At 28.1% G+C, this 20,616-nt stretch carries 17 protein-coding genes; 15 read left to right on the top strand and 2 right to left on the bottom strand.

Annotated elements, in window-relative coordinates; translation table 11 throughout:
• The first annotated feature begins 6 nt into the window (after window positions 1–6).
• A complete protein-coding gene (gene panC, locus IC218_RS08090; RefSeq protein WP_227824188.1) occupies window positions 7–855 on the top strand; it encodes a pantoate--beta-alanine ligase in 849 nt (282 codons plus the stop codon).
• A 251-nt stretch (window positions 856–1,106) separates the two neighbouring features.
• On the opposite strand, the gene IC218_RS08085 is transcribed toward panC, so the two are convergent.
• Window positions 1,107–2,396 carry a D-alanyl-D-alanine carboxypeptidase family protein gene (locus tag IC218_RS08085; RefSeq protein WP_227432537.1) on the bottom strand — a complete coding sequence of 430 codons (1,290 nt, stop codon included), beginning with the start codon at window positions 2,394–2,396 and terminating at the stop codon, window positions 1,107–1,109.
• A 79-nt stretch (window positions 2,397–2,475) separates the two neighbouring features.
• Here IC218_RS08085 and IC218_RS08080 point away from each other — a divergent pair, with 79 nt between their 5' ends.
• The 5 genes from IC218_RS08080 (at window position 2,476) to IC218_RS08060 (ending at window position 10,555) form a co-directional block, all read left to right on the top strand.
• Window positions 2,476–3,180, top strand: a complete 705-nt coding sequence (locus tag IC218_RS08080) for a DUF655 domain-containing protein (protein ID WP_227432538.1) — start codon at window positions 2,476–2,478, stop codon at window positions 3,178–3,180.
• Between the two features lie 92 nt (window positions 3,181–3,272).
• Window positions 3,273–4,319, top strand: a complete 1,047-nt coding sequence (gene selD, locus IC218_RS08075) for a selenide, water dikinase SelD (RefSeq protein WP_227432539.1) — start codon at window positions 3,273–3,275, stop codon at window positions 4,317–4,319.
• 54 nt (window positions 4,320–4,373) lie between these two features.
• Window positions 4,374–5,753, top strand: a complete 1,380-nt coding sequence (gene selA / locus IC218_RS08070; RefSeq protein ID WP_227824267.1) for an L-seryl-tRNA(Sec) selenium transferase — start codon at window positions 4,374–4,376, stop codon at window positions 5,751–5,753.
• Window positions 5,754–5,827: 74 nt separating this feature from the next.
• The gene (gene selB, locus IC218_RS08065) at window positions 5,828–7,711 is read left to right on the top strand and encodes a selenocysteine-specific translation elongation factor (RefSeq protein WP_227432540.1); all 1,884 of its coding nucleotides are present in this window, start codon (window positions 5,828–5,830) and stop codon (window positions 7,709–7,711) included.
• A gap of 105 nt (window positions 7,712–7,816) precedes the next feature.
• Window positions 7,817–10,555, top strand: a complete 2,739-nt coding sequence (locus IC218_RS08060) for a PAS domain-containing sensor histidine kinase (protein ID WP_227824187.1) — start codon at window positions 7,817–7,819, stop codon at window positions 10,553–10,555.
• Between the two features lie 131 nt (window positions 10,556–10,686).
• On the opposite strand, the gene manA is transcribed toward IC218_RS08060, so the two are convergent.
• Entirely contained in the window at window positions 10,687–11,631 is a 945-nt protein-coding gene (manA, locus tag IC218_RS08055) for a mannose-6-phosphate isomerase, class I (RefSeq protein ID WP_227482861.1), read from the bottom strand.
• 172 nt (window positions 11,632–11,803) lie between these two features.
• Here manA and IC218_RS08050 point away from each other — a divergent pair, with 172 nt between their 5' ends.
• From IC218_RS08050 to IC218_RS08010, 9 genes are all read left to right on the top strand, one after another.
• Window positions 11,804–13,165, top strand: a complete 1,362-nt coding sequence (locus tag IC218_RS08050; RefSeq protein ID WP_227432543.1) for a Sapep family Mn(2+)-dependent dipeptidase — start codon at window positions 11,804–11,806, stop codon at window positions 13,163–13,165.
• A gap of 87 nt (window positions 13,166–13,252) precedes the next feature.
• Entirely contained in the window at window positions 13,253–15,142 is a 1,890-nt protein-coding gene (locus tag IC218_RS08045) for a BglG family transcription antiterminator (RefSeq protein ID WP_227432544.1), read from the top strand.
• A gap of 14 nt (window positions 15,143–15,156) precedes the next feature.
• On the top strand, window positions 15,157–15,612 hold the full coding sequence (locus tag IC218_RS08040) for a PTS sugar transporter subunit IIA (RefSeq protein ID WP_227482860.1): 456 nt from the start codon (window positions 15,157–15,159) through the stop codon (window positions 15,610–15,612).
• Window positions 15,613–15,669: 57 nt separating this feature from the next.
• Window positions 15,670–15,987, top strand: a complete 318-nt coding sequence (locus IC218_RS08035) for a PTS fructose transporter subunit IIB (protein ID WP_227432546.1) — start codon at window positions 15,670–15,672, stop codon at window positions 15,985–15,987.
• A 24-nt stretch (window positions 15,988–16,011) separates the two neighbouring features.
• Window positions 16,012–17,274 (top strand): PTS fructose transporter subunit IIC, encoded by a 1,263-nt coding sequence (locus IC218_RS08030; protein WP_227432547.1) that lies wholly within the window; start codon window positions 16,012–16,014, stop codon window positions 17,272–17,274.
• Between the two features lie 104 nt (window positions 17,275–17,378).
• Window positions 17,379–18,443 (top strand): aminopeptidase P family protein, encoded by a 1,065-nt coding sequence (locus tag IC218_RS08025; RefSeq protein WP_227824186.1) that lies wholly within the window; start codon window positions 17,379–17,381, stop codon window positions 18,441–18,443.
• A gap of 56 nt (window positions 18,444–18,499) precedes the next feature.
• Window positions 18,500–19,678: a MalY/PatB family protein gene (locus IC218_RS08020; protein WP_227432549.1), complete on the top strand. Its 1,179-nt coding sequence runs from the start codon at window positions 18,500–18,502 to the stop codon at window positions 19,676–19,678.
• Window positions 19,679–19,929: 251 nt separating this feature from the next.
• The gene (locus tag IC218_RS08015) at window positions 19,930–20,127 is read left to right on the top strand and encodes a helix-turn-helix transcriptional regulator (RefSeq protein ID WP_227432550.1); all 198 of its coding nucleotides are present in this window, start codon (window positions 19,930–19,932) and stop codon (window positions 20,125–20,127) included.
• 3 nt (window positions 20,128–20,130) lie between these two features.
• Complete coding sequence (locus IC218_RS08010; protein WP_227824185.1) at window positions 20,131–20,565, top strand: tellurium resistance protein TerC; 435 nt, start codon at window positions 20,131–20,133, stop codon at window positions 20,563–20,565.
• Window positions 20,566–20,616: the final 51 nt, after the last annotated feature.

Here is a 20,616-nt window from a genome sequence, read left to right as displayed (position 1 = left end):
TACAAAATGCTTGTAAAAGAAATAAAATCACTAAGAAATATAATTAAAGATTGGAAAAAAACTGGCTATTCTATAGGACTTGTTCCTACTATGGGATTTTTACATGAAGGACATCAAAGCCTTATTAAAAAAGCTGTAAAAGAAAATGATAAGGTAGTAGTAAGTGTATTTGTAAATCCAACTCAGTTTGGACCAAATGAAGATTTTAACAGTTATCCGAGAGATATAGAAAAAGATTTTAAATACTGTATAGATAGTGGTGCATCAGTAGTCTTTAACCCATCATCAGAAAAAATGTATTTGAAAGGCAATTGTACTACCATAGATGTGTCTGGACTTACAGATTTTCTTTGTGGTTCTAAAAGACCTGTTCATTTTGGTGGTGTATGCCTAGTTGTTTCAAAACTTCTGAATATAGTAACTCCTGATAAAGCTTATTTTGGAGAGAAAGATGCTCAACAATTAGCAGTAATTAAAAGGATGGTCAAAGATTTGAATATAGACACAAAAATAATAGGATGCCCTATAATTCGTGAAAAAGATGGTTTAGCAAAAAGCTCAAGAAATACATATCTTTCAAAAGAAGAAAGAAAAACTGCTTTAGTTTTAAATGAAAGCCTAAGCTTGGCAAAAGAAGAACTGGCAAAAGGAAATCTAGATGTAAAAAAAATAAAAGAATTAATAACATCTAAAATAAATTCTGAAGATTCAACAAAAATAGATTATGTTGAAATTGTAGATAGTGAGACATTACAACCTGTTGAACATATAGAAAATTCTGTACTTGTAGCAAGTGCTGTTTTCATAGGAAAAACTAGATTAATTGATAACTTTACATTTCAATTTGATATATAGGTTGTTGTTTTATACAGTATAGATAATTAAAAAAATGATATTTTATAAAAAGAAAAATTTAAAAATTAGATTTGCTTAAGATTATGATTAATTGTAATTATATGGGAGGTCTCAAAATAAAAATTTGGGTATCTCCTTTTTTGTATAAAAAAGAAAAGGGATTCCTAAGAACTCCTTTTCTATGTGATAATTGTTCTTTAAAAAAACATTATAATTATAGCAGATAAGGGTGTTATAAATAAGTGGTATTGCTATTTTCTCATATTTCTTTTTCCTCTAGACTTTCTTTTATTATTCTTTTTAATATTTGAAGCTATTATAAATATAACTAGAAGTACTAAAATAGCCATAATAATTTTAATAGAAAGCATCAAAGTTTTATTTTCAGTTATAAATGGAAGACTACTATCAAGGTTATTTTTTGCAACTAAATCTATACTCTTTTCTAGCTTACCACTATTATATATATTTAAAGTACCAACCTTAGTACCTTTTTTTACAGGTAAATCAATTTTATCTAGTTCAGTTTTAGTATTGTAGTCACCTTGAGACTCATTTTGTCCTAAAGTTATCTTATAACTATATTTTGGTTCATAAATTAATTCATGTTGTTTTGTAAATAATACTTTTTTAGTATCAGTATATTTTTCTTTATCAACAATAGTAGCGCATTTAAAGTTATCAAATCCATAATCAATTAAGATGCGTGAATCTAAATATAAATCGTAATTAGTTGAATTAAATACAGCAGCAATGACTCTTCTTCCATCTTTTACTGCACTAGATAAAAGACATTTACCAGCAGCATCAGTATATCCTGTTTTTATACCATCAACTATATCGTATTTTATATCTATAGATTGACCTTTATATGTAATCTTATCATGTGATGTTAAAAATTTATTAGTATTTACAAAATATCTTTCATAAGGGTATGCTTTTGTAGCATCAAACTTAAGTGACTTAGTTTTTACAATCTGTCTAAAAACATCATTATTCATAGCTTCTCTGGCCATAAGAGCCATATCATGAGCTGTAGTGTAATGATTTGGGTCTGGTAATCCATGAGGATTGTTAAAATGAGTGCCAGTAGCTCCAATATCTTTTGCCTCAGAATTCATAAGGTCAACAAATTTTTGTACATCTCCTTCACCAACATATCTAGCTAATACAAAGGCAGCATCATTAGAAGAATGAATCAAAAGAGCGTTTAATAATTGTCTTACAGTGAAAGCTTCGCCTTCTTTCAAGTACATACTAGAACCCTCTATCTGAGGTAGGTTTTTAATTTCTATTACTTGATTTAAATTCTTAACCTTTTTCAGAACTAAACAAGCTGTCCATGCCTTAGTTGTTGAAGCTGGATAAAGCTTAGAATCTCCAGATTTATTATACAATATTTTTCCAGTTTCATAGTCCATTAAAACGGCATGTTTGGCAACTATAGCTGGTTCATCATCTGCAAAAGATATATTAGAACTTCCTAAAAATGAAGCAAATATCAAGAAACAGATTAATAAAAGTGATAAATTTCTTTTCATTGTGAGCCTCCAAAATTTAAATTCATCTTTTAGTATAGCATATTTTTGTCAATAATTAAAATGAAGGAGTGATTAATATATGAAAAAAAAGGTAAAAATTATTTTGTTTTCTATGGTATGTTTTTTAACATTGTCAGCAATAATCATTAATCGGTTAGATGTCTTCAAAGAAGATATTTATGTTGTAAGTAAAAATAATTCCCATAATAAAAAAACAGATAAGGTAGACAAAATAGTTAAAAATGAAGTAAATAAGCATAATAAATATGAGGGGAAAATAGATAAAAATATTCAAATTAATAAAATAACTATATACATAAGTGGAGCAGTGAATAGACCAGGGATTGTAACTATAGAATCAGATAAGAGACTTTATGATGCTGTAGAATTATTAGGTGGAACAACAAAAGAAGCTGATTTAAATGGAATTAATTTATCACTAAAGTTAGAAGATGAACAACATTACATAATACCTAAAATAGGAGAAACAATATCTGTTACAAGCAACAGCGATTCTAATAAGCCAAGTCTAGAAAACGAACCTAAAAATGAATCTGAAAGTAAAAATAATAAAAATCTATCTGATAAATCAAAAATAAATATAAACACAGCAAAATTAGAAGAACTGGATGCTTTACCTGGAGTTGGAGAAGCTACAGCTAATAAAATTTTACAACATAGAGAAGAAAATGGACAATTTGATTCAATTGAAGATATAAAAAATGTGAATGGGATAGGAGATAAAAAATACGAAAATCTAAAAGATTTAATTTGTATAGACTAAAAATATAATACAAAACTCACTTATAGATATGGTATTATAAATATGTATGTATATGTGTGTATATGCGGAAATTTAGTAAAGGAGGTACTTTTATGAAGAAGGAACAAAAAAAACTTACAGAGATGACAACAGCAGGTGGATGAGCAGCTAAAATAGGGCCAGAGGTTCTGGCATCAGTTTTATCTCAACTGCCTAAAAATGATAATATAGAAAATTTATTAGTAGGATTAGATACAGCAGATGATGCTGCTGTGTATAAGTTAAATGATGATATGGCACTTATTCAAACACTGGATTTCTTTACACCAATGGTAGATGACCCATTTGTATTTGGTCAAATTGCTGCATCAAATTCACTATCAGATGTATATGCTATGGGAGGAAAGCCTTTAGTTGCAATGAATATTGTTTGTTTTCCATCATGTCATGATATGGATGTACTTGCAGAAATATTAAAAGGTGGATTTGATAAAGTAAAAGAAAGTGGTGCACTATTAGTCGGAGGGCATACTGTAGATGACCAAGAACCTAAATATGGTCTTTCAGTTTCTGGAATTGTAAATCCAAATAAAGTTTTATCAAATGCTACTGCAAAGCCTGGCGACAAGTTAGTTATAACAAAGCCAATTGGTGTGGGTGTATTAAATACAGCCATGAAAGAAGGTATGGTAGAACAACATGTATGTGACAAAGTAGTAGAAATAATGATACATTTAAATAAATATGCAGCAATGAGTTTTGATAAAATTGATGTAAATTCAGTTACAGATATCACTGGATTTGGTTTACTTGGGCATGCTTTAGAAATGGCTAAAGCTTCTGAAGTGAGTATTGAAATTGATTCAAAGCATGTTCCAATTATCGAGGGTGCTGTAGAAATGGCAGAAATGGGAATCATACCTGCTGGGATGTATAAAAACATGCATTATGTATCAAAAGATGTAGAAATTGTAGGAGATGTAGAAGTTGCAGTTCAAGATATTTTATATGACCCACAAACTTCTGGAGGGTTATTGATTTCTGTAAAAGAAGAATTAGCAGAAGAACTTGTAAGAGATATGAAGTTAAATGGAGCAATAGAAGCAAAAATCATAGGTTCTGTAGTGAAAAAAGGGGAAAAATATATTAAAGTTTTATAAAATATTATATGTAGAGAAAGAGTGATTATTTTGAGCAAAAGAGAATTATTTGCAATGTTACCTTCAGTTGATGAAGTATTAAGTGATAATAGAATAGTAGAAATAATAGAGGAATATCCTAGAAGTTTAGTTTTAGAATCTGTAAGAGAAGTGATAGATTTTAAGAGACAATTTATTTTAAGATTAAAAGAGGATGCATCTAATTCTGTAACAATAGAATTTGATGAGATAATAGAATCTTCAATAGAGAGAGTTAAATTAAATTACTCATTATCATTAAAAAAAGTTATAAATGCAACTGGTACAGTTATTCATACAAATTTGGGGAGGTCTTTACTTAGTGAAGATATAAAAGATGAATTATGGTGTGCTGCTTCAAGATATTCAAACTTGGAATATGATTTGGATAATGGAGAAAGAGGCTCAAGATATTCTCATTTAACTAATACAATAAAAAGACTTACTGGTGCAGAAGATGTACTAGTTGTAAATAATAATGCAGCAGCAGTGCTTCTTGTACTTAGTACAATGGCAAAAGGAGGAGAAGCAATTGTATCACGTGGAGAGTTAGTGGAAGTAGGAGGTTCTTTCCGAATTCCAAGTATAATGGCTCTTAGTGGTGCAGAATTAGTGGAAATAGGCTCAACTAATAAGACACACTTAAAAGATTATAAAGAAGCTATTACAGAAGAAACTAATGTATTGATGAAAGTTCATACAAGTAACTATAGAATTATGGGATTTACAGAGAGTGTATCTATCGAAGAACTAGTTAATTTGGGTAAAAAATATAAGTTACCTGTAATAGAAGACCTAGGAAGTGGAGTATTTATAGATTTATCAAAATATGGATTATCTTATGAACCAACTGTATTAGATTCTATAAGACAAGGTGCGGATGTAGTTACTTTTAGTGGAGATAAAATGCTTGGTGGGCCACAAGCAGGTATTATAGTTGGGAAAAAAGAGTATATAGAAAAAATGAAGAAAAATCAACTTACTAGAGCTCTTAGAGTCGATAAGCTTACAATATGTGCACTTGAAGCAACTTTAAGGATGTACCTAGATGAAACAAAGGCTGTAGAAAACATACCTACTTTAAAAATGTTGACATATAGCATTGGAGAATTAGAAGCAAAGGCAAATAAATTATTTGAAAAAATAACTGCCTTAAATCTAAATGCTAAGATAAACATAGAAGATGGATTCTCTCAGGTAGGAGGAGGGTCTATGCCTCTTGAAACAATAGCCACAAAGGTAATAACAATAACTCCTGAGCATATGAATGTATCATCTTTAGAAAAAAAATTAAGACTCAGTGAAGCTCATATAATAGCTAGAGTATATGATAATAAATATGTTTTAGATGTAAGAACTATATTTGATGATGAATTTGATGTAGTAGTTGAGGAATTAAGAAAAGCCTTTAATTAACTAAATTTGATATAGTAATACTATTAATTTTAATTGAAAATTAAAAGCATAGAAGCTTTGATAGGGGGCAAAAAATGAAAAACGTAGTAATTGGAACAGCAGGTCATATAGACCATGGAAAAACAACTCTTATAAAAGCATTGACTGGAAGAGAAACTGATACCTTGGATGAAGAAAAAAAGAGAGGTATATCAATAAATTTAGGGTTTACTTATTTTGATTTACCAAACAATAGAAGGGCTGGTATCGTAGATGTACCAGGACATGAAAAATTTATAAAAAACATGCTAGCTGGAGCATCAGGACTTGATATAGTTTTACTTGTTGTAGCGGCAGATGAGGGTGTTATGCCACAGACAGTTGAGCATTTAGACATCTTAAGTTTTTTAAATATAAAAAATGGAATAGTAGTTTTGACTAAATCTGATACTGTAGACGAAGAATTTAGAGAACTAGTAAAAGAGGATGTTTGTGAAAAAATAAAAGGTACTTTTCTTGAAAGTGCAGAAATAATTGAAGTTGATTCTGTATCTAAAAAAGGAATAAATACTCTTATTGAAAAAATAGATAAGATGAGTGAGGCAATAGAAGATAAAAACGAAAATTCTCCAGCAAGACTTAATATAGATAGAGTATTTTCTATAAAGGGATTTGGTACTGTAATAACAGGTACATTAATAGAAGGAAAGATAAGTATAGAGGATGACTTGGTTATATATCCACAAGTATTAAAAACAAAGATAAGAAGTATACAAGTTCATGGGGAAAGTAAAGATACAGCTTATGCAGGACAAAGAACAGCAATCAACATATCAAATGTAAAGGTAGATGATATAAAAAGAGGAGATGTTTTGGCTGCTCCAAATTCATTAGAAGAATCAATGATGTTAGATGTGAAATTATCATTGGTAAATCATCTAGAAAAAGGGATAAAGCATTGGGATAGATTGAGATTGTATCATGGGACTAGAGAAATACTTTGTAGAGCAGTTCCACTAGATAAAGATTTAATTGAAAACGGAGAGAATGGATATGTTCAATTAAGACTTGAAGAAAGTATAGTATCTAAGAAGGGTGATACTTTTGTTGTCAGACGTTATTCTCCAATGGAAACTATAGGTGGAGGTGTGATAATTGACCCATCTCCTAAAAAGCATAAGAGATTTGATGAAAAAGTTATAGAGGGATTAAAAATAAAAGAAAAAGGTGAACTTAAAGATATAATAGAAGAATACTTAAAGAGAAATCTAAAAAATTATCCAAATCTAAAAGAAATAATGAGTTATAGTGGTGCTCATGAAGAGCATGTAAAAAAAGCTATTGAGATACTTATATCAGAAAATAAAGTATTGCTTATTGGAAACATGTACATGCATATAAATCAATACAATAAACTGAAGGAAAGTACAATAAATCTTTTAAGTGAGTACCATAAGAAGTATAGATTGAGAAAAGGTATGTTAAAAGAAGAAGTAAGGTCTAAGGTAGAAAGTAATTTTAAGACTAGAGAAATGGATATCTTATTAGAAAAATTATCTACAGAAAATATTATAAAAATAGAAAATAATATAATATCATTATTTGATTTTGAAGTTATCTTAAATGACAAACAAAGAGAAATAGCAAAAAAAATAGAAAAAAAGCTAAAATCATGTGGAGTTTCTTCAATATTGACAATAGATGAAGTTTCTGAAGGAAATCATAACTATGCTGAAGTATTAGAGTCAATGATAGGTAACAAGGTAGAAAAATTGGATGATTTGTATATAATGGATAAAGATATTTATGAAGATGCAAAGAATACTTTAATAAATTATATAAAAGAAAATAAGGAAATAACATTAGGAGAATACAGAGATTTGATAGATTCTAGTAGAAAAAACTGTATGATTATATTAGAAAACTTTGATAGAAACAAAATAACTAAAAGAGTAGAAAACAAAAGAATTTTGTTTTAGCGGAAAATGTCTGTTTTTGCTTTGAGGTATAAAGAAGGAATTATAATGTCGAGTATCGTATAAATTAATTAGTATAAAATATTAATTAAGAGGAAGTGTAAAGTATTGAAGAATATAATACCTGCTGTGAAACCAGATATAAAAGAAAGAGAAGACATGAGCCTTTTATTTATAATAATGGGCTCAGTGCTTTTGTTATTTATTATAAAAGATACAAATAAATATGAAATTTTACTGCATGCTGTATATGCTACATTCTTAATAGCTACAGGAATGATTATATTTAATACTACAAAATTTAAAGTAGATTCATTTTCTACATTTTTAGGATTAGTATTTGCAGCAACTGGAGTATTGGAGTGTATATATTTATTTAATTGTTTAGGTACTAGAGCAGAAGCTGTAATTGGAATTAACATTACAATATCAGCAATGACAGATTTATTTCCTATATTAGGTGTGTATTTAAGTTTTAAATTTGTTAAGGATAATAAACAAATTCATTCGAGCATAATTTTATTTGTAGTAACTGTAGTTTTGACAATATCATCTTTATTCATAATATCTGAAATTTGTAACTCTTTAGATAGAGGGACATTACACTATACTTTAGGGGTTGTTACATCTATATTTATGATAATTGTCTCTATTATGAGTGGAATTGAACTAAACTCAAGTTCAAACGCAAATAAATGGGAATATAGTGAGAAAAAGTTTTTTAATAGAATAATAATAATAACAATCTTATCAAGAGCTCCAAATTTACTACATATAGTAATTGGTAATATACATATAGAAGGTATGTTATCACAAATAACAATAAATGTAGCATTATATTATTTATATAATTATATAGTATCTAAGAATATTAAGAAAACAGCATTGGAATTACATGATACAAATGAAGAATTAACAATAAAAACGGAAAGTTTGAAAGAAAAAAATAAAAAATTAATATATGAAACAGAAAAAATAGAAGAACTTAAAGAAATACTTATAAAAAGAGAGTTACGACTACAATCTACTTTAGATGTTGCTGTAAAGAGTATAGTTGTGTTTAGTAAGGATGGAGAAATTACATATGCAAATAAAAGTTTTAGAAATATTTTTGGAGATTATAAAGAACAAGATAAATTAAGTTATAAAGTTAAAAATTTTAGTGATTTAATAGAAAGCATTAATTATGTATTTATCAATAAAAAAAATATAGAAAAATTTATTGATACAAGTGACAATAAGGTTTACCAAGCTATATTTGCTCCTTTAATTATAGCTACACAAATAGAAGGAGTCTTATGTGTATTAAAGGACAAAACTAAGAAAAAGGAATACGAACGAAAAGTTATTGAAGCAAATAAGAGAAGTGAAGACTTTTTGGAAAGTGTTGGAGATGGTATAGTAGTACTTGAAGGTAGTAATAAAATATATGTAAATAATGCATGTAGACAAATATTTAAAGAGACATTAGAAAACATCGATTTTTCCTCAATATGTAAAAGTGAAGAAAATATAGAAAAAAGGTATGTAATAGAGGGTGAAGTAAAATATGTAGAGATGAGTTTTTCTCATTATAATAATGAAGGAACTTATAAAACTATTATTGTAATACGTGATACAACTTCTCGAAAGATATCTCAAATAAAACTTGAAGAAAGTCAATCCTCTTATTCAAGATTTATAGATATACTACCTGATGGTATATGCTTGTTAAGAGAAGACTTAAGTGTAAATTATGCAAATAAATCATTTTTGGATATGCTATCTTTTACAAGTATAGATGATGTAAAAGATTCTAATATTAAGATATTAATGAATGCAAATACTGAAGAAAAAATGAAATTTACTGAAAATATGACTAAAGTTTTAAATGAAAATAAGAGTATACTTTTACTAGAATATGAATTAATAAATAATTATGATGATATAGTAGAAGTAGAATTAAGCGCCTTGCCTTTTTCGATATATAACACTAGATATATAATGCTTATTATAAAAGATTTAGCACATAAAAAATACTCTGAACAAGCTGAAAAAGAATTACTTGAAAGATTTAAAACAGATAAAATAAAAACTGAGTTTTTTGCAAATATGTCTCATGAGTTAAAAACACCATTAAATGTTATATCAAGTTCAAATCAATTGGTAGATTCTTTCTATAGAAGTGAAAAAATAAAAGACTATAATAATAATATTAAATCTCATGTTGATTTAGTTAGACAAAGTTCCTATAGACTTCAAAGATTGATAAATAATATTATAGATTTGACAAAGATGGAGTCAGGATTTTACACACTTAAACTTGCAAAATACAATATTGTATCTGTAATAGAAGATTTGTTTATGAATATAGAAGAGTATGCAAGCAGAAAAGATATAAGAATTCTATTTGATACAGAGCTTGAAGAAATCAATGTCTATGTAGACAAGGCTGAAATTGAGAGAATTATACTAAATCTATTATCAAACTGTATTAAATTTACTGATAATGGAGGATGGATATATGTAAACATCTACTATAAAATTGATAAAGTAATAATAAGTGTTAAAGACACTGGTGTTGGTATACCTCAAGATAAATTGGAGTTGATTTTTGAAGAGTTTTCACAAGTTGACAAGACTTTATCTAGAAATACTGAAGGAAGTGGAATAGGACTTGCTATAGTTAAGAACCTAGTAAGTCTTCATGGTGGAGATATAGAAGTAATAAGTGAAGTTAATAAGGGTACAGAATTTTTAATCTCACTGCCAATGAAAAGCTTTAGTAATGAGTATTATACAGAAGATAAGAGAATATACAATCTTCAAGAAAAAATAAAAATAGAATTTTCTGATATATATTATTAGAAAGTTATTAAATTGTAAAAGTAAAATAAAATATTCTATATTTAATAGAGTACATTATAAAAAGCTAGGCTATCATAAAAATAAGTTTTTATGATAGTCTAGCTTTTTTTGATGTTAATTGTATTTTGTATCTATATGTGAGAACATATGATTTCTAGATTACCTTCAAATCCAAAACTTCCAAAGTTATTTGGTAATATAAAATGCATACCTTTCTTTAAATCATACTCTATAGAATTGTGTATCAATTTACCAACTCCATCTAGGATACTGTACAAAGAAAAAGGTGTATTGTGAGTAAAATCACATTTTCCAAAAATATCTAATTTATAGACACTAAAAAATTCATTTGATACAAATGTTGTACATTTAAAGTTTGGTGTTGATACAATTTTATAATCAGTATCAAAATCTGTATGAGGAACATTTGTAACTTCTATTGATTTTTGAACATGAAGTTCACGTTTATTTCCTAAGTTATCAGTTCTATCATAATCATAAACTCTATAAGTAGTATCTGAGTTTTGTTGAGTTTCTAAAATTAATGTTCCCTTACATATAGCATGTATAGTTCCGCTTGGAACATAGAAAAAGTCACCTTTTTTTATATTAACTTTTCTAAGCAGTTTGTCCCATTCGTTATTATTTATCATTTCTATAAATTCTTCACGAGATTTTGCATTGTGACCTATTATAATTTCTGCATCATCAGAACAGTCTATTACATACCAGCATTCTGTTTTACCCAATTCTCCATTTTCGTTTTTTTGAGCATATTCATCATTTGGATGAACTTGAACCGATAAATTGTCATTGGCATCGAGTATTTTTGTAAGCAAAGGGAATTTATCTCCAGGTGTATTACCAAACAATTCTCTATTTTTCTCCCATAATTCAGATAGCTTTTTATTTTTATATTCTCCATTTTCTATCAGACAATCTCCATTTTTATGAGAACTTATAGCCCAACATTCACCTGTTGTAGGTGATTTTATCTCATAGTTAAATTTATCTTTAAGTGCAGTACCACCCCATATTCTATCCATAAAAATAGGCTTTAAAAATAATGGTTCCATAATCTTGTTCCTCCTATGATATTAAATTTATCCTACAAATAATTATATATAAATAGATTATAAAATCAATAGCAAAAAAGTTTTGTCCCTTGAAATGACATAAAGTATAAGGATTTATGAAACAAGATAAACTATGATATATAATATAAAGGTTTAAATTGGAGTGATAATCATGGAGAGATTTAAAGAAGAAAATCAAAAATATAAAAAAGAATTCTTGAAATTGTTGGAGGAATGGGTAAGTATACCTTCCTTTTATGATAAAAATACTGTATCTAAAGATATGCCTTTTGGAAAAGGTGTATATGATGCATTAAAGTGGTTTGAAAATTTAGGTAGAGAAAATAATTTTACTGTTAAAAATATAGATAATCATGCTGTTTATATTGAATATGGAGATGGTAAAGATTATATAGACATATTTGGGCATTGTGATGTTGTAAATCCAGGAGAAGGATGGGATAGTGAGCCATTTAAGCTAGATATTATGGGTGACAAATTAGTTGCTAGAGGTGTTTCCGATAATAAGGGCCCTATGATAGCAAATTTTTTGGCATTAAAAATGATAAAAAGTCTAAATATAGATTTAAAGAGAAAAGTTAGATTAATTGCTGGAGGAAATGAAGAAAGTGGATTTAAGTGCATAAAGCACTATTATAGCAAAGAGCCACATGGTGTATATGGATTTACTCCAGATGCTAAATTTCCTGTATTAAATGGAGAAAAGGGTGGAGCGATAATAAAGCTAATGCTGGATATAGATGATAAATATCTAGATATAAGTGGTGGAATAGAGTTTAATACAATTCCAGACAAAGTGTATATCAAAAATATTGAAAATTTAAGTAATGATTATATAAATTCTGATTTTAATAATGTTTCAATAAGTTTTAATGATGGTAAGTATATTGTGAATGGGAAAGGTGGACACTCATCTAAACCTGAAAAAGCAATAAATCCCATATTAGATACAATTAAAATTTTAGCAGAAAATCTTGATGAAGATTGGGCAAAAGATTTGTACAGGCTAATAAATAAAGATAATATAGATGGAAAACTGTTTGGCTTAAATGTTGAAGGAAAATGTGGAATTCTTTCAATGGTTCCAACAATAATAAATATAAAAGAAGGAAAGCTTGAAGTAATTTTAAGTGTTAGGTATCCTGAAGTATTGACAGTTGAAGAAATAATAGAAAAATTTGATTTGTATATAAAAATAAATAATATTAATAAATTTAAGTTTATTGGGGAAAATTTAAAGCAAGCAAATTATATAGATGAGAATTCGAAACTTGTAAGACGTTTACATGAGATATATGTAAAGTATTCTGGAGACTCAAAAAGTGTTGTTAGAGTAACCAGTGCAGGAAGCTATGCAGCTGAAATGAAGAATTCAGTAATATTTGGGTGTGAATTTCCTGATGGTAGTTTTGGAAATGTTCATAGTGCAAATGAATTTGCCAGTTTAGATAGGTTTATAACTGCGATAGGTATCTATGCGGAGGCAATAGTTACATTATGCAATAATATATAAATACAAAATGTCCCTTATATAGACATATTATATATACAACTAAAATTTTATTTGATATATAATTGAAATCAAAGAGAAGGTGATACAATGATAACTAAGAAACATGCAGTAATAGTAAAAAGTTTAAGCAATAAAGATGGATATATGACATCAAATGAACTAGCTATTAAATTAGATGTATCTACTAAAACTATTAAAAGATATATAGCAGATTTAAATGGTATTTTGAGTAAGTATGATTTAGAAATAGATTCTTCAAGAGGTATAGGATATAAGTTAAGTGGCTCTAAAACCAACATATCAAAAGCTGTAAAAGAAGCAAATAAATATATAAATGGTTTCTTGGATGATTCTGAAGAAGCAAGGATGTCAAATATAATATGTATGCTGATTAACAGAAATTATATGAGTATAGAAGTAATGGCAGAAGAATTAAATCTAAGTATAGCAGCCATAAATAAATTATCTAGTAAGCTTAAAAGAAAACTTGAAAAGTATGACTTAGTTATAAAATCTAAACCTTATTATGGAAGCTATATATATGGTGAAGAAATTAATATAAGACAGTTGATTACTGATTATGCAATAAAGTTGGATGAGAAGAGTAAAATCAAAGTATTTTTGGATGATATCAGTGAAAACGATATAAATTGCATAGAAAGTATTTTAGAAAAGCATTTAAGAGAAAAAGAAACAATAATTTCAGATAAAGACTTTAATCTTTTACTTTCAAAAATAATAGTTTCTGTGTTTAGAAGTAAGAGAGGTCATAGCAAAAATATAAATTTAATAGATACAGGATATAGATTTCATAATTACAGTTTTATAGAAAAGCTTATGAAAGAAATATCTGATAAAGTTGGATTTAAACTTATTGAAGATGAAGTAATTTATATTTCCAATTATTCTGGTGTAATAGCATATAGAGGTGCACAAGGAATAAAAAATGCAAGTGAAATTGAAGAAAGAATAAGTAGCGTTATAAGTAGTGCTCTTCAAGATATACTGCTTATTTCAGGAAGTGACTATACAAAAGATGAAGAGTTTATGATAGCGATTTCTGACCATATAAAGAGGTTTTTAAATAGAGCAAAAGCTAATATAAAATCTAATAATCCTCTGCTTCATCAAATAAAAGAGAAATTTCCAATAGCTTTTAACTTAGCTGTGTTTTTATCAAATAAGCTAGAAACTGAATTTAATTTAAAATTAGATGAAGATGAACTTGGATATATAGCTATTCACTTTGCTGCTTCAAATGAAAGAATGAAAAAAAATACAAGTAAGAAAATTTGTATAGTTTGTCATTATGGTATAGGCACAGGTCAGCTTCTTTCTGAAAAATTAAAGCAGAATATAAGTGACTTAAATGTTGTAGGTGTTTATCCATTTAGATATCTTGATATGGCAATAGGTCAAGATGTTGATTTGGTAGTATCAACAGTTGAATTAAAAGGATATGAAAAGCCAGTCTTATATATAGAAAATATATTTGATGATAGCCTAATTGAAAACGTAAACAAAGCCTTTTATGAAAAGGAAGAAAGAAGAAAAATAATAAGTAATATGTTTGATGAAAGAGCTTTTTTCAGTATAAAAGCAAATACAAAAGAAGAAGTTATACTTTCGCTTTCAAACAAGTTAAAAGAAAGAGACTTTATAGAAGAAAGCTCAATAAAAAGTATAATAGATAGAGAAAATATTTCATCAACTGAAATAGGAAATCTAGTAGCTATACCTCACACAATAGTGAAGGGAGATAAAAAATCTATAATCGGAGTTGGAATACTTGAAAATCCAATAATTTGGGATAAGCAAGAAGTTCAACTAGTATTTATGGTATTTTTTAATACTAAAGAAAAACATAATTTTTCAATATTTAAATACCTTTACAACTTTATAAAAGATGAAGGTGGAGTAAGAGGAATTATTAAAATATGTGACTTTAATAAATTAATGGCACTGATAGGTAATTAAGGAGGAAATTAACAATGGGAACAAACATATTTAACAAAGAATATGTATTTTTAAATACTGAGGCTAAGTCTAAGGTTGAGGTTTTAAAATTTATAGCTAAGAAAGCTAAAGAATTAAATTTAACAGAAGATGAAAATCTAGTATACGAAGGCTTAGCAGCTAGAGAAGAGCAATTTACTACAAATTTGGGAGAATCTATAGCAATACCTCATACTAAAAATGATGCAATTGAAAATCCAGCAGTAGTGGTACTAAAGTTTAATGATAATGTTGTTTGGAATGAAGGTGAGGACAATGTCAAGTTGGCAATAAGTTTGCTTATGCCAGGAAAAAGTAAAGAAAACATACACCTTAAATTATTATCGTCTCTTTCAAGAAAATTAATAAATAAAGATTTTAAAGATTCTCTTTTAAAGAGTGATAATGTGGAAGAAATCGCTAATTTAATAAATGAAGCTTTAGGTTTATAGATAAATACTAAAGTTAAAATAAAAATAATTAATTAAAGTAAATAGGAGGAATTTAAAATGAATAAAAAATTAGTAGCATTATGTGCTTGTCCAATGGGACTAGCTCACACTTTTATGGCAGCAGAAGCAATAGAGCAAGCTGCAAAGGCATTAGGTTATGAAGCAAAAGTTGAAACTCAAGGTGCAGATGGTGTGCAAAATGAATTAACAAGAGAAGACATATTAGGAGCAACTATGATAATACATGCAGTAGCAATAACACCAGAAGGTATGGAAAGATTTGATGGTTGTGAAGTTTATGAGGTTGAATTACAAGAGGCTATAAAGAATGCAGAAGGTGTTATAAAGGAAATAGAAGAGGATTTAGGAATATAATAAATTTACTGTGGAGGAAATAGAATGGCAATCAAGAAAAAAGTTATAAACAGTTCAGGTGCTTCTACAACAGGAGGCAATAACGCAGGAAAAACTACTCCATCTAATCCAACTCAATCAAAGGGAAATGGAAAATGGAAAGAAATTAGTAAACATATAATGACAGGTATATCATATATGATACCAGTCTTAGTAATGGGTGGACTTATAGGAGCTTTATCTCAATTAATACCATATGCAATATTAGGGCTTGACCCATCTGTAGGTATAGTTGATGCTATGAACTCAGGTGAATTTACAGGATTTAAACTTAGCCTTTTAAACATGGCACAATTAATGTCAAACTTCGGATTTACTCTGTTTGGATTTGCAATACCACTATTTGCAGCATTCTGTGCAAATTCTATAGGTGGAAAAACAGCCCTAATCGCAGGATTTATAGGTGGATATATAGCTAATAAACCTGTAGGTGTACCACAATTCGTAGATGGACAATGGACAGAAGTTGTACCAGTTGCATCAGGATTCTTAGGTGCCATATTAATCGCATTTATAATAGGATATTTTGTAAAATGGTTAAATAAATCTATAAAAGTTTCTCATAACTGGTTAGCTTTTAAAACAACATTTTTAATACCACTAATAGCATCATTAACTTGTATGGTATTGATGATATTTATAATAACTCCATTTGGTGGATTAATTAATGAAAGTATGAAAAACTTCTTAACAGCAGCAGGAGCAGCGGGAGAATATGTATATGCAACAGCTTTAGCAGCAGCTACAGCATTTGACTTAGGTGGGCCAATAAATAAAGCAGCAGGATTCGTTGCACTTGGTTTGACTACAGAAAATGTACTACCAATAACAGCAAGAACAATAGCTATAGTTGTTCCTCCAATTGGATTAGGACTTACAACTTTATTAGATAAAAGATTAGTGGGAAGAAGAGTATATGATAGACAATTCTATCAAGCAGGAAAAACTTCTATATTCCTATCATTTATGGGTATATCAGAGGGAGCAATACCATTTGCACTTGAGAGACCAGGTTTTGTTATACCTTTAAATATCGTAGGAAGTATAATAGGAGCTATTACAGGTATAGTTTTAGGGGCAATTCAGTGGTTCCCAGAGTCAGCTATATGGGCATGGCCTCTAGTAGATAACTTATTTGGATATGTAATAGGTATAGCAGTTGGTGCTATATTCATAGCTGTAGGAAATGTATTTTACAGAAATAAATTAATAAAGGATGGTAAACTTGTTGTAGATTATATTGATTAATTTATAAATTTTACTATCTATAATAACCTTGGCTGGTAATATTGATTGAAACAATATTACCAGCCTTACCTATATGACTAATTAAGGGTGGTGAAGATAAAATTATGAATAAAATAGAAAAAATAAGAAAGTATCTTAAAGAGTATAATGTAGATGGAATTCTTATTAATAGTTCTACCAATAAGTTTTATATTGGAAATCTATTTAGTTCATCAGGCTATGTTTTTATAACGAAAGATAAACAATATATAATAGTAGATTTTAGATACTTTGAAGAAGTTAAAAGAAAATCAGATTTATTTGATGTTATATTAATGGATAAAAATAGAACGTATTTTGATATAATTAATGATATTTGCAGAAATCAAAATATAAAAGAAATTGGCTTTGAAGGAAGTGAAGTATCTTTTGACTCATATAAAAGTATGAATAACAAATTAAATGTAACTTTAAAATCAATTGATTTATCTACTTTAAGAAAAGAGAAAGATGAAGATGAAATAAAATATATAAAAAAAGCTTGTGAAATAGTAGATGCTACGTTTTATCATATAATTGACTTTATAAAAGTTGGTATGACTGAAAGACAAGTAGAAAATGAAATTGTAAGATTCATAAAAGAATTAGGCGGACAAAAAGAATCATTCGACACTATAGTTGCATCTGGTTTGAGAGGAGCCTTACCTCATGGAAAAGCTAGTGAAAAAATTATAGAATATGGAGATTTTGTTACATTCGATTTTGGAGCAAAGTATAATAATTATTGTTCAGACATTACTAGAACTATTTGTATGGGAACTACAAATAAAGAACTAGAAAAAATATATAATATAGTAAAGAAAGCTAATGAAGAGTGTATAAAGGTTTTAAAGCCAGGCATGACTGCTGGTGAAATAGATAAGGTTGCAAGAGATATAATTAGTTCATATGGATATGGTGATAATTTTGGACACAATCTGGGTCATGGTGTAGGTATTATGGTTCATGAGTATCCAGCATTAACTTCAGAATCAAATGAAGTATTAAAAGAAGGCATGGTTGTAACTATAGAGCCTGGTATATATGTGCCAGAACTTGGAGGAGTAAGAATTGAAGATGATGTACTTATAACTCAAGATGGGTGTATGAGATTGACTGTATCTACCAAAGATTTAATAGTTGTAAATTAAAAATAAATTGTAGCTAAGTATTTTTATAATAATAAGAAAAGACGAGGTAAATTTAAATGTATAATTTTGATGATAGACCAGATAGAGTAAGTGAAAAGTGTAGAAAGTGGGATTTAAATATTATAAGAGATAAATTTGGAGATATTAAAGAAGATTTTGTACCAATGTGGATTGCTGATATGGATTTTAAAATACCAACAGAAATAGAAAGTAAATTTATTGAAGCTGTAAAAAGAGGTGTATTTGGATATACATACTGTTATGATGAATTTTATGATTCAGTTATTGGGTGGCAAAATGATATGCATAAAGTAAATGTAGAAAGAGAATGGATTACATTGACTTATGGAACTGTGTCAACACTTCACTATGTAGTACAAGCTTTTTGTAAAAAAGGAGATAGTATAATATTAAATACACCAGTTTATGACCCATTTGAATCATCAGCTAAAAAGCAGGGTGTAAATGTAGTTTGTAATACATTAGATGTGATAAATGATAGATATTATATAAATTTTGATAGATTAGAATCTCAAATTAAAGAAAATAAACCTAAGTTAATGATGTTTTGTACACCACATAATCCATCAGGAAGAATTTGGTCAATTGAAGAAATGACGAAAGTAGCAACTATATGTAAAGAAAACAATGTTATTTTAGTTGCAGATGAAGTACATGCAGAGCATATTCATTATGGCGAATTTAATTCTATTCTTAAGCTTGAAAGGGAACTTTTAGAAAATATTATCCTATTGACATCACCAAATAAAGGGTTTAATCTCGGAGGATTAAAGACCTCTTATTCAATAGTTATAAATAAGGATATAAGAGATACTTTTAGAAAGAAACTAAAACAAAATTCTATAACTTCTCCAAATGTATTTGGAATAATAGGATTAATAACAGCTTATGATGAATGTAGAGAGTGGTTAAGGAACGTAAATGAGTATATAAAATCAAATTATGAACTTTTAGAGAATTGGGTAAATAAATATGAGAAGATTAAACTAATGAAGATGGAATCGTCTTATTTGGCTTGGATGGACATAAGCAATCTAGGACTAAGTGCAAGTGAATTTACAGATAGGTTAGCTGTCAATACAGGAGTGCTAATAGAAGATGGAAGTCACTTTGTAAAAGATGGAGAAAAGTATGTTAGGATAAATTTAGGAACTCAAAAAGAAAATGTAATTGAGGCATTAAATAGAATGGATTTGTTTGTAAAGTCGTTATAAAAAGTTAGTTGAGTTATTTATTAAAAATAAAAAAATGTAGGTTGTTTCAAAGTTGTACTAAAAAAGATTAAAAAATAAGGTTTATAGACAGCAAGATGTAATTCAATTATAAAAGTAAATATGTTTAATGATAGGCATTTCTAATGAAATGTCTATTTTTATATATATTTTGTAAAGTTTCCTTTACAAAAATAAAAGCAAGTGGTATATTATAAATGTAAAGGAAACTTTACAAAAAGGAGGCAATCTTTTTGAAAAATCGTGTAGAAGATTTAAGAAAGAAAAAAGGTCTTAATCAAGAAGATTTTGCAAAAATTCTTAAGGTTTCAAGGCAGACGATTAGTTCTATTGAAAATGGAAAATATAATCCATCTTTAGAACTTGCATTTCAAATATCTGATTTTTTTGAAATGTCGATTGAAGAAATATTTTTATGGAAGGAGAAATAGTTCATGGAAAAGAGAAATTTAAGAATAGGAATTGTATTTGTAGTTTTAGGTGTTATTTTCTTGTTTCTTTGTTTAATGAATGGTGATAAGTTAGGTTCTTTGTTTGCTGGACTAGCAGGAGGCTTTGGATTTGGTGGAATTTCTGCCATTTATCGTTACTTTTACTGGAATAAGCATAAAGAAGAATACAAAGAAAAGCTCGAAATAGAAAACATTAATCTTCATGATGAAAGAAATGTTATGTATAGAGATAAAGCAGGAAGATATGCTTACATTGTATGTATGATAATAATTCCTATATCTGCTTTTGTTTTCTCTGTACTAAATGCATTAGATATATACAACTCATTGGTAATAATCATATATTTATTTGTTTTGTGGATTGTTTTATATGTTGTAGGAGTTATTTATTATCGAAAGTTAAAGAGTAATGGGTAGTGTTTTATATAAATCAAGCTATAAATATGGTATATACATAAGTACAATTTG

The sequence above is a fragment of the Clostridioides sp. ES-S-0005-03 genome (assembly GCF_020658455.1).
GTDB lineage: Bacteria > Bacillota > Clostridia > Peptostreptococcales > Peptostreptococcaceae > Clostridioides.
This window is presented reverse-complemented; position numbering and strand designations above follow the sequence as displayed.

Excerpts from the sequence above, each read along its gene's own strand:
- panC (WP_227824188.1), top strand. The coding sequence starts at position 7 with ATGCTTGTAAAAGAAATAAAATCACTAAGAAATATAATTAAAGATTGG.
- IC218_RS08085 (WP_227432537.1), bottom strand. The coding sequence starts at position 2,396 with ATGAAAAGAAATTTATCACTTTTATTAATCTGTTTCTTGATATTTGCT.
- IC218_RS08080 (WP_227432538.1), top strand. The coding sequence starts at position 2,476 with ATGAAAAAAAAGGTAAAAATTATTTTGTTTTCTATGGTATGTTTTTTA.
- selA (WP_227824267.1), top strand. The coding sequence starts at position 4,374 with ATGTTACCTTCAGTTGATGAAGTATTAAGTGATAATAGAATAGTAGAA.
- selB (WP_227432540.1), top strand. The coding sequence starts at position 5,828 with ATGAAAAACGTAGTAATTGGAACAGCAGGTCATATAGACCATGGAAAA.
- manA (WP_227482861.1), bottom strand. The coding sequence starts at position 11,631 with ATGGAACCATTATTTTTAAAGCCTATTTTTATGGATAGAATATGGGGT.
- IC218_RS08050 (WP_227432543.1), top strand. The coding sequence starts at position 11,804 with ATGGAGAGATTTAAAGAAGAAAATCAAAAATATAAAAAAGAATTCTTG.
- IC218_RS08045 (WP_227432544.1), top strand. The coding sequence starts at position 13,253 with ATGATAACTAAGAAACATGCAGTAATAGTAAAAAGTTTAAGCAATAAA.
- IC218_RS08040 (WP_227482860.1), top strand. The coding sequence starts at position 15,157 with ATGGGAACAAACATATTTAACAAAGAATATGTATTTTTAAATACTGAG.
- IC218_RS08035 (WP_227432546.1), top strand. The coding sequence starts at position 15,670 with ATGAATAAAAAATTAGTAGCATTATGTGCTTGTCCAATGGGACTAGCT.
- IC218_RS08030 (WP_227432547.1), top strand. The coding sequence starts at position 16,012 with ATGGCAATCAAGAAAAAAGTTATAAACAGTTCAGGTGCTTCTACAACA.
- IC218_RS08025 (WP_227824186.1), top strand. The coding sequence starts at position 17,379 with ATGAATAAAATAGAAAAAATAAGAAAGTATCTTAAAGAGTATAATGTA.
- IC218_RS08020 (WP_227432549.1), top strand. The coding sequence starts at position 18,500 with ATGTATAATTTTGATGATAGACCAGATAGAGTAAGTGAAAAGTGTAGA.
- IC218_RS08010 (WP_227824185.1), top strand. The coding sequence starts at position 20,131 with ATGGAAAAGAGAAATTTAAGAATAGGAATTGTATTTGTAGTTTTAGGT.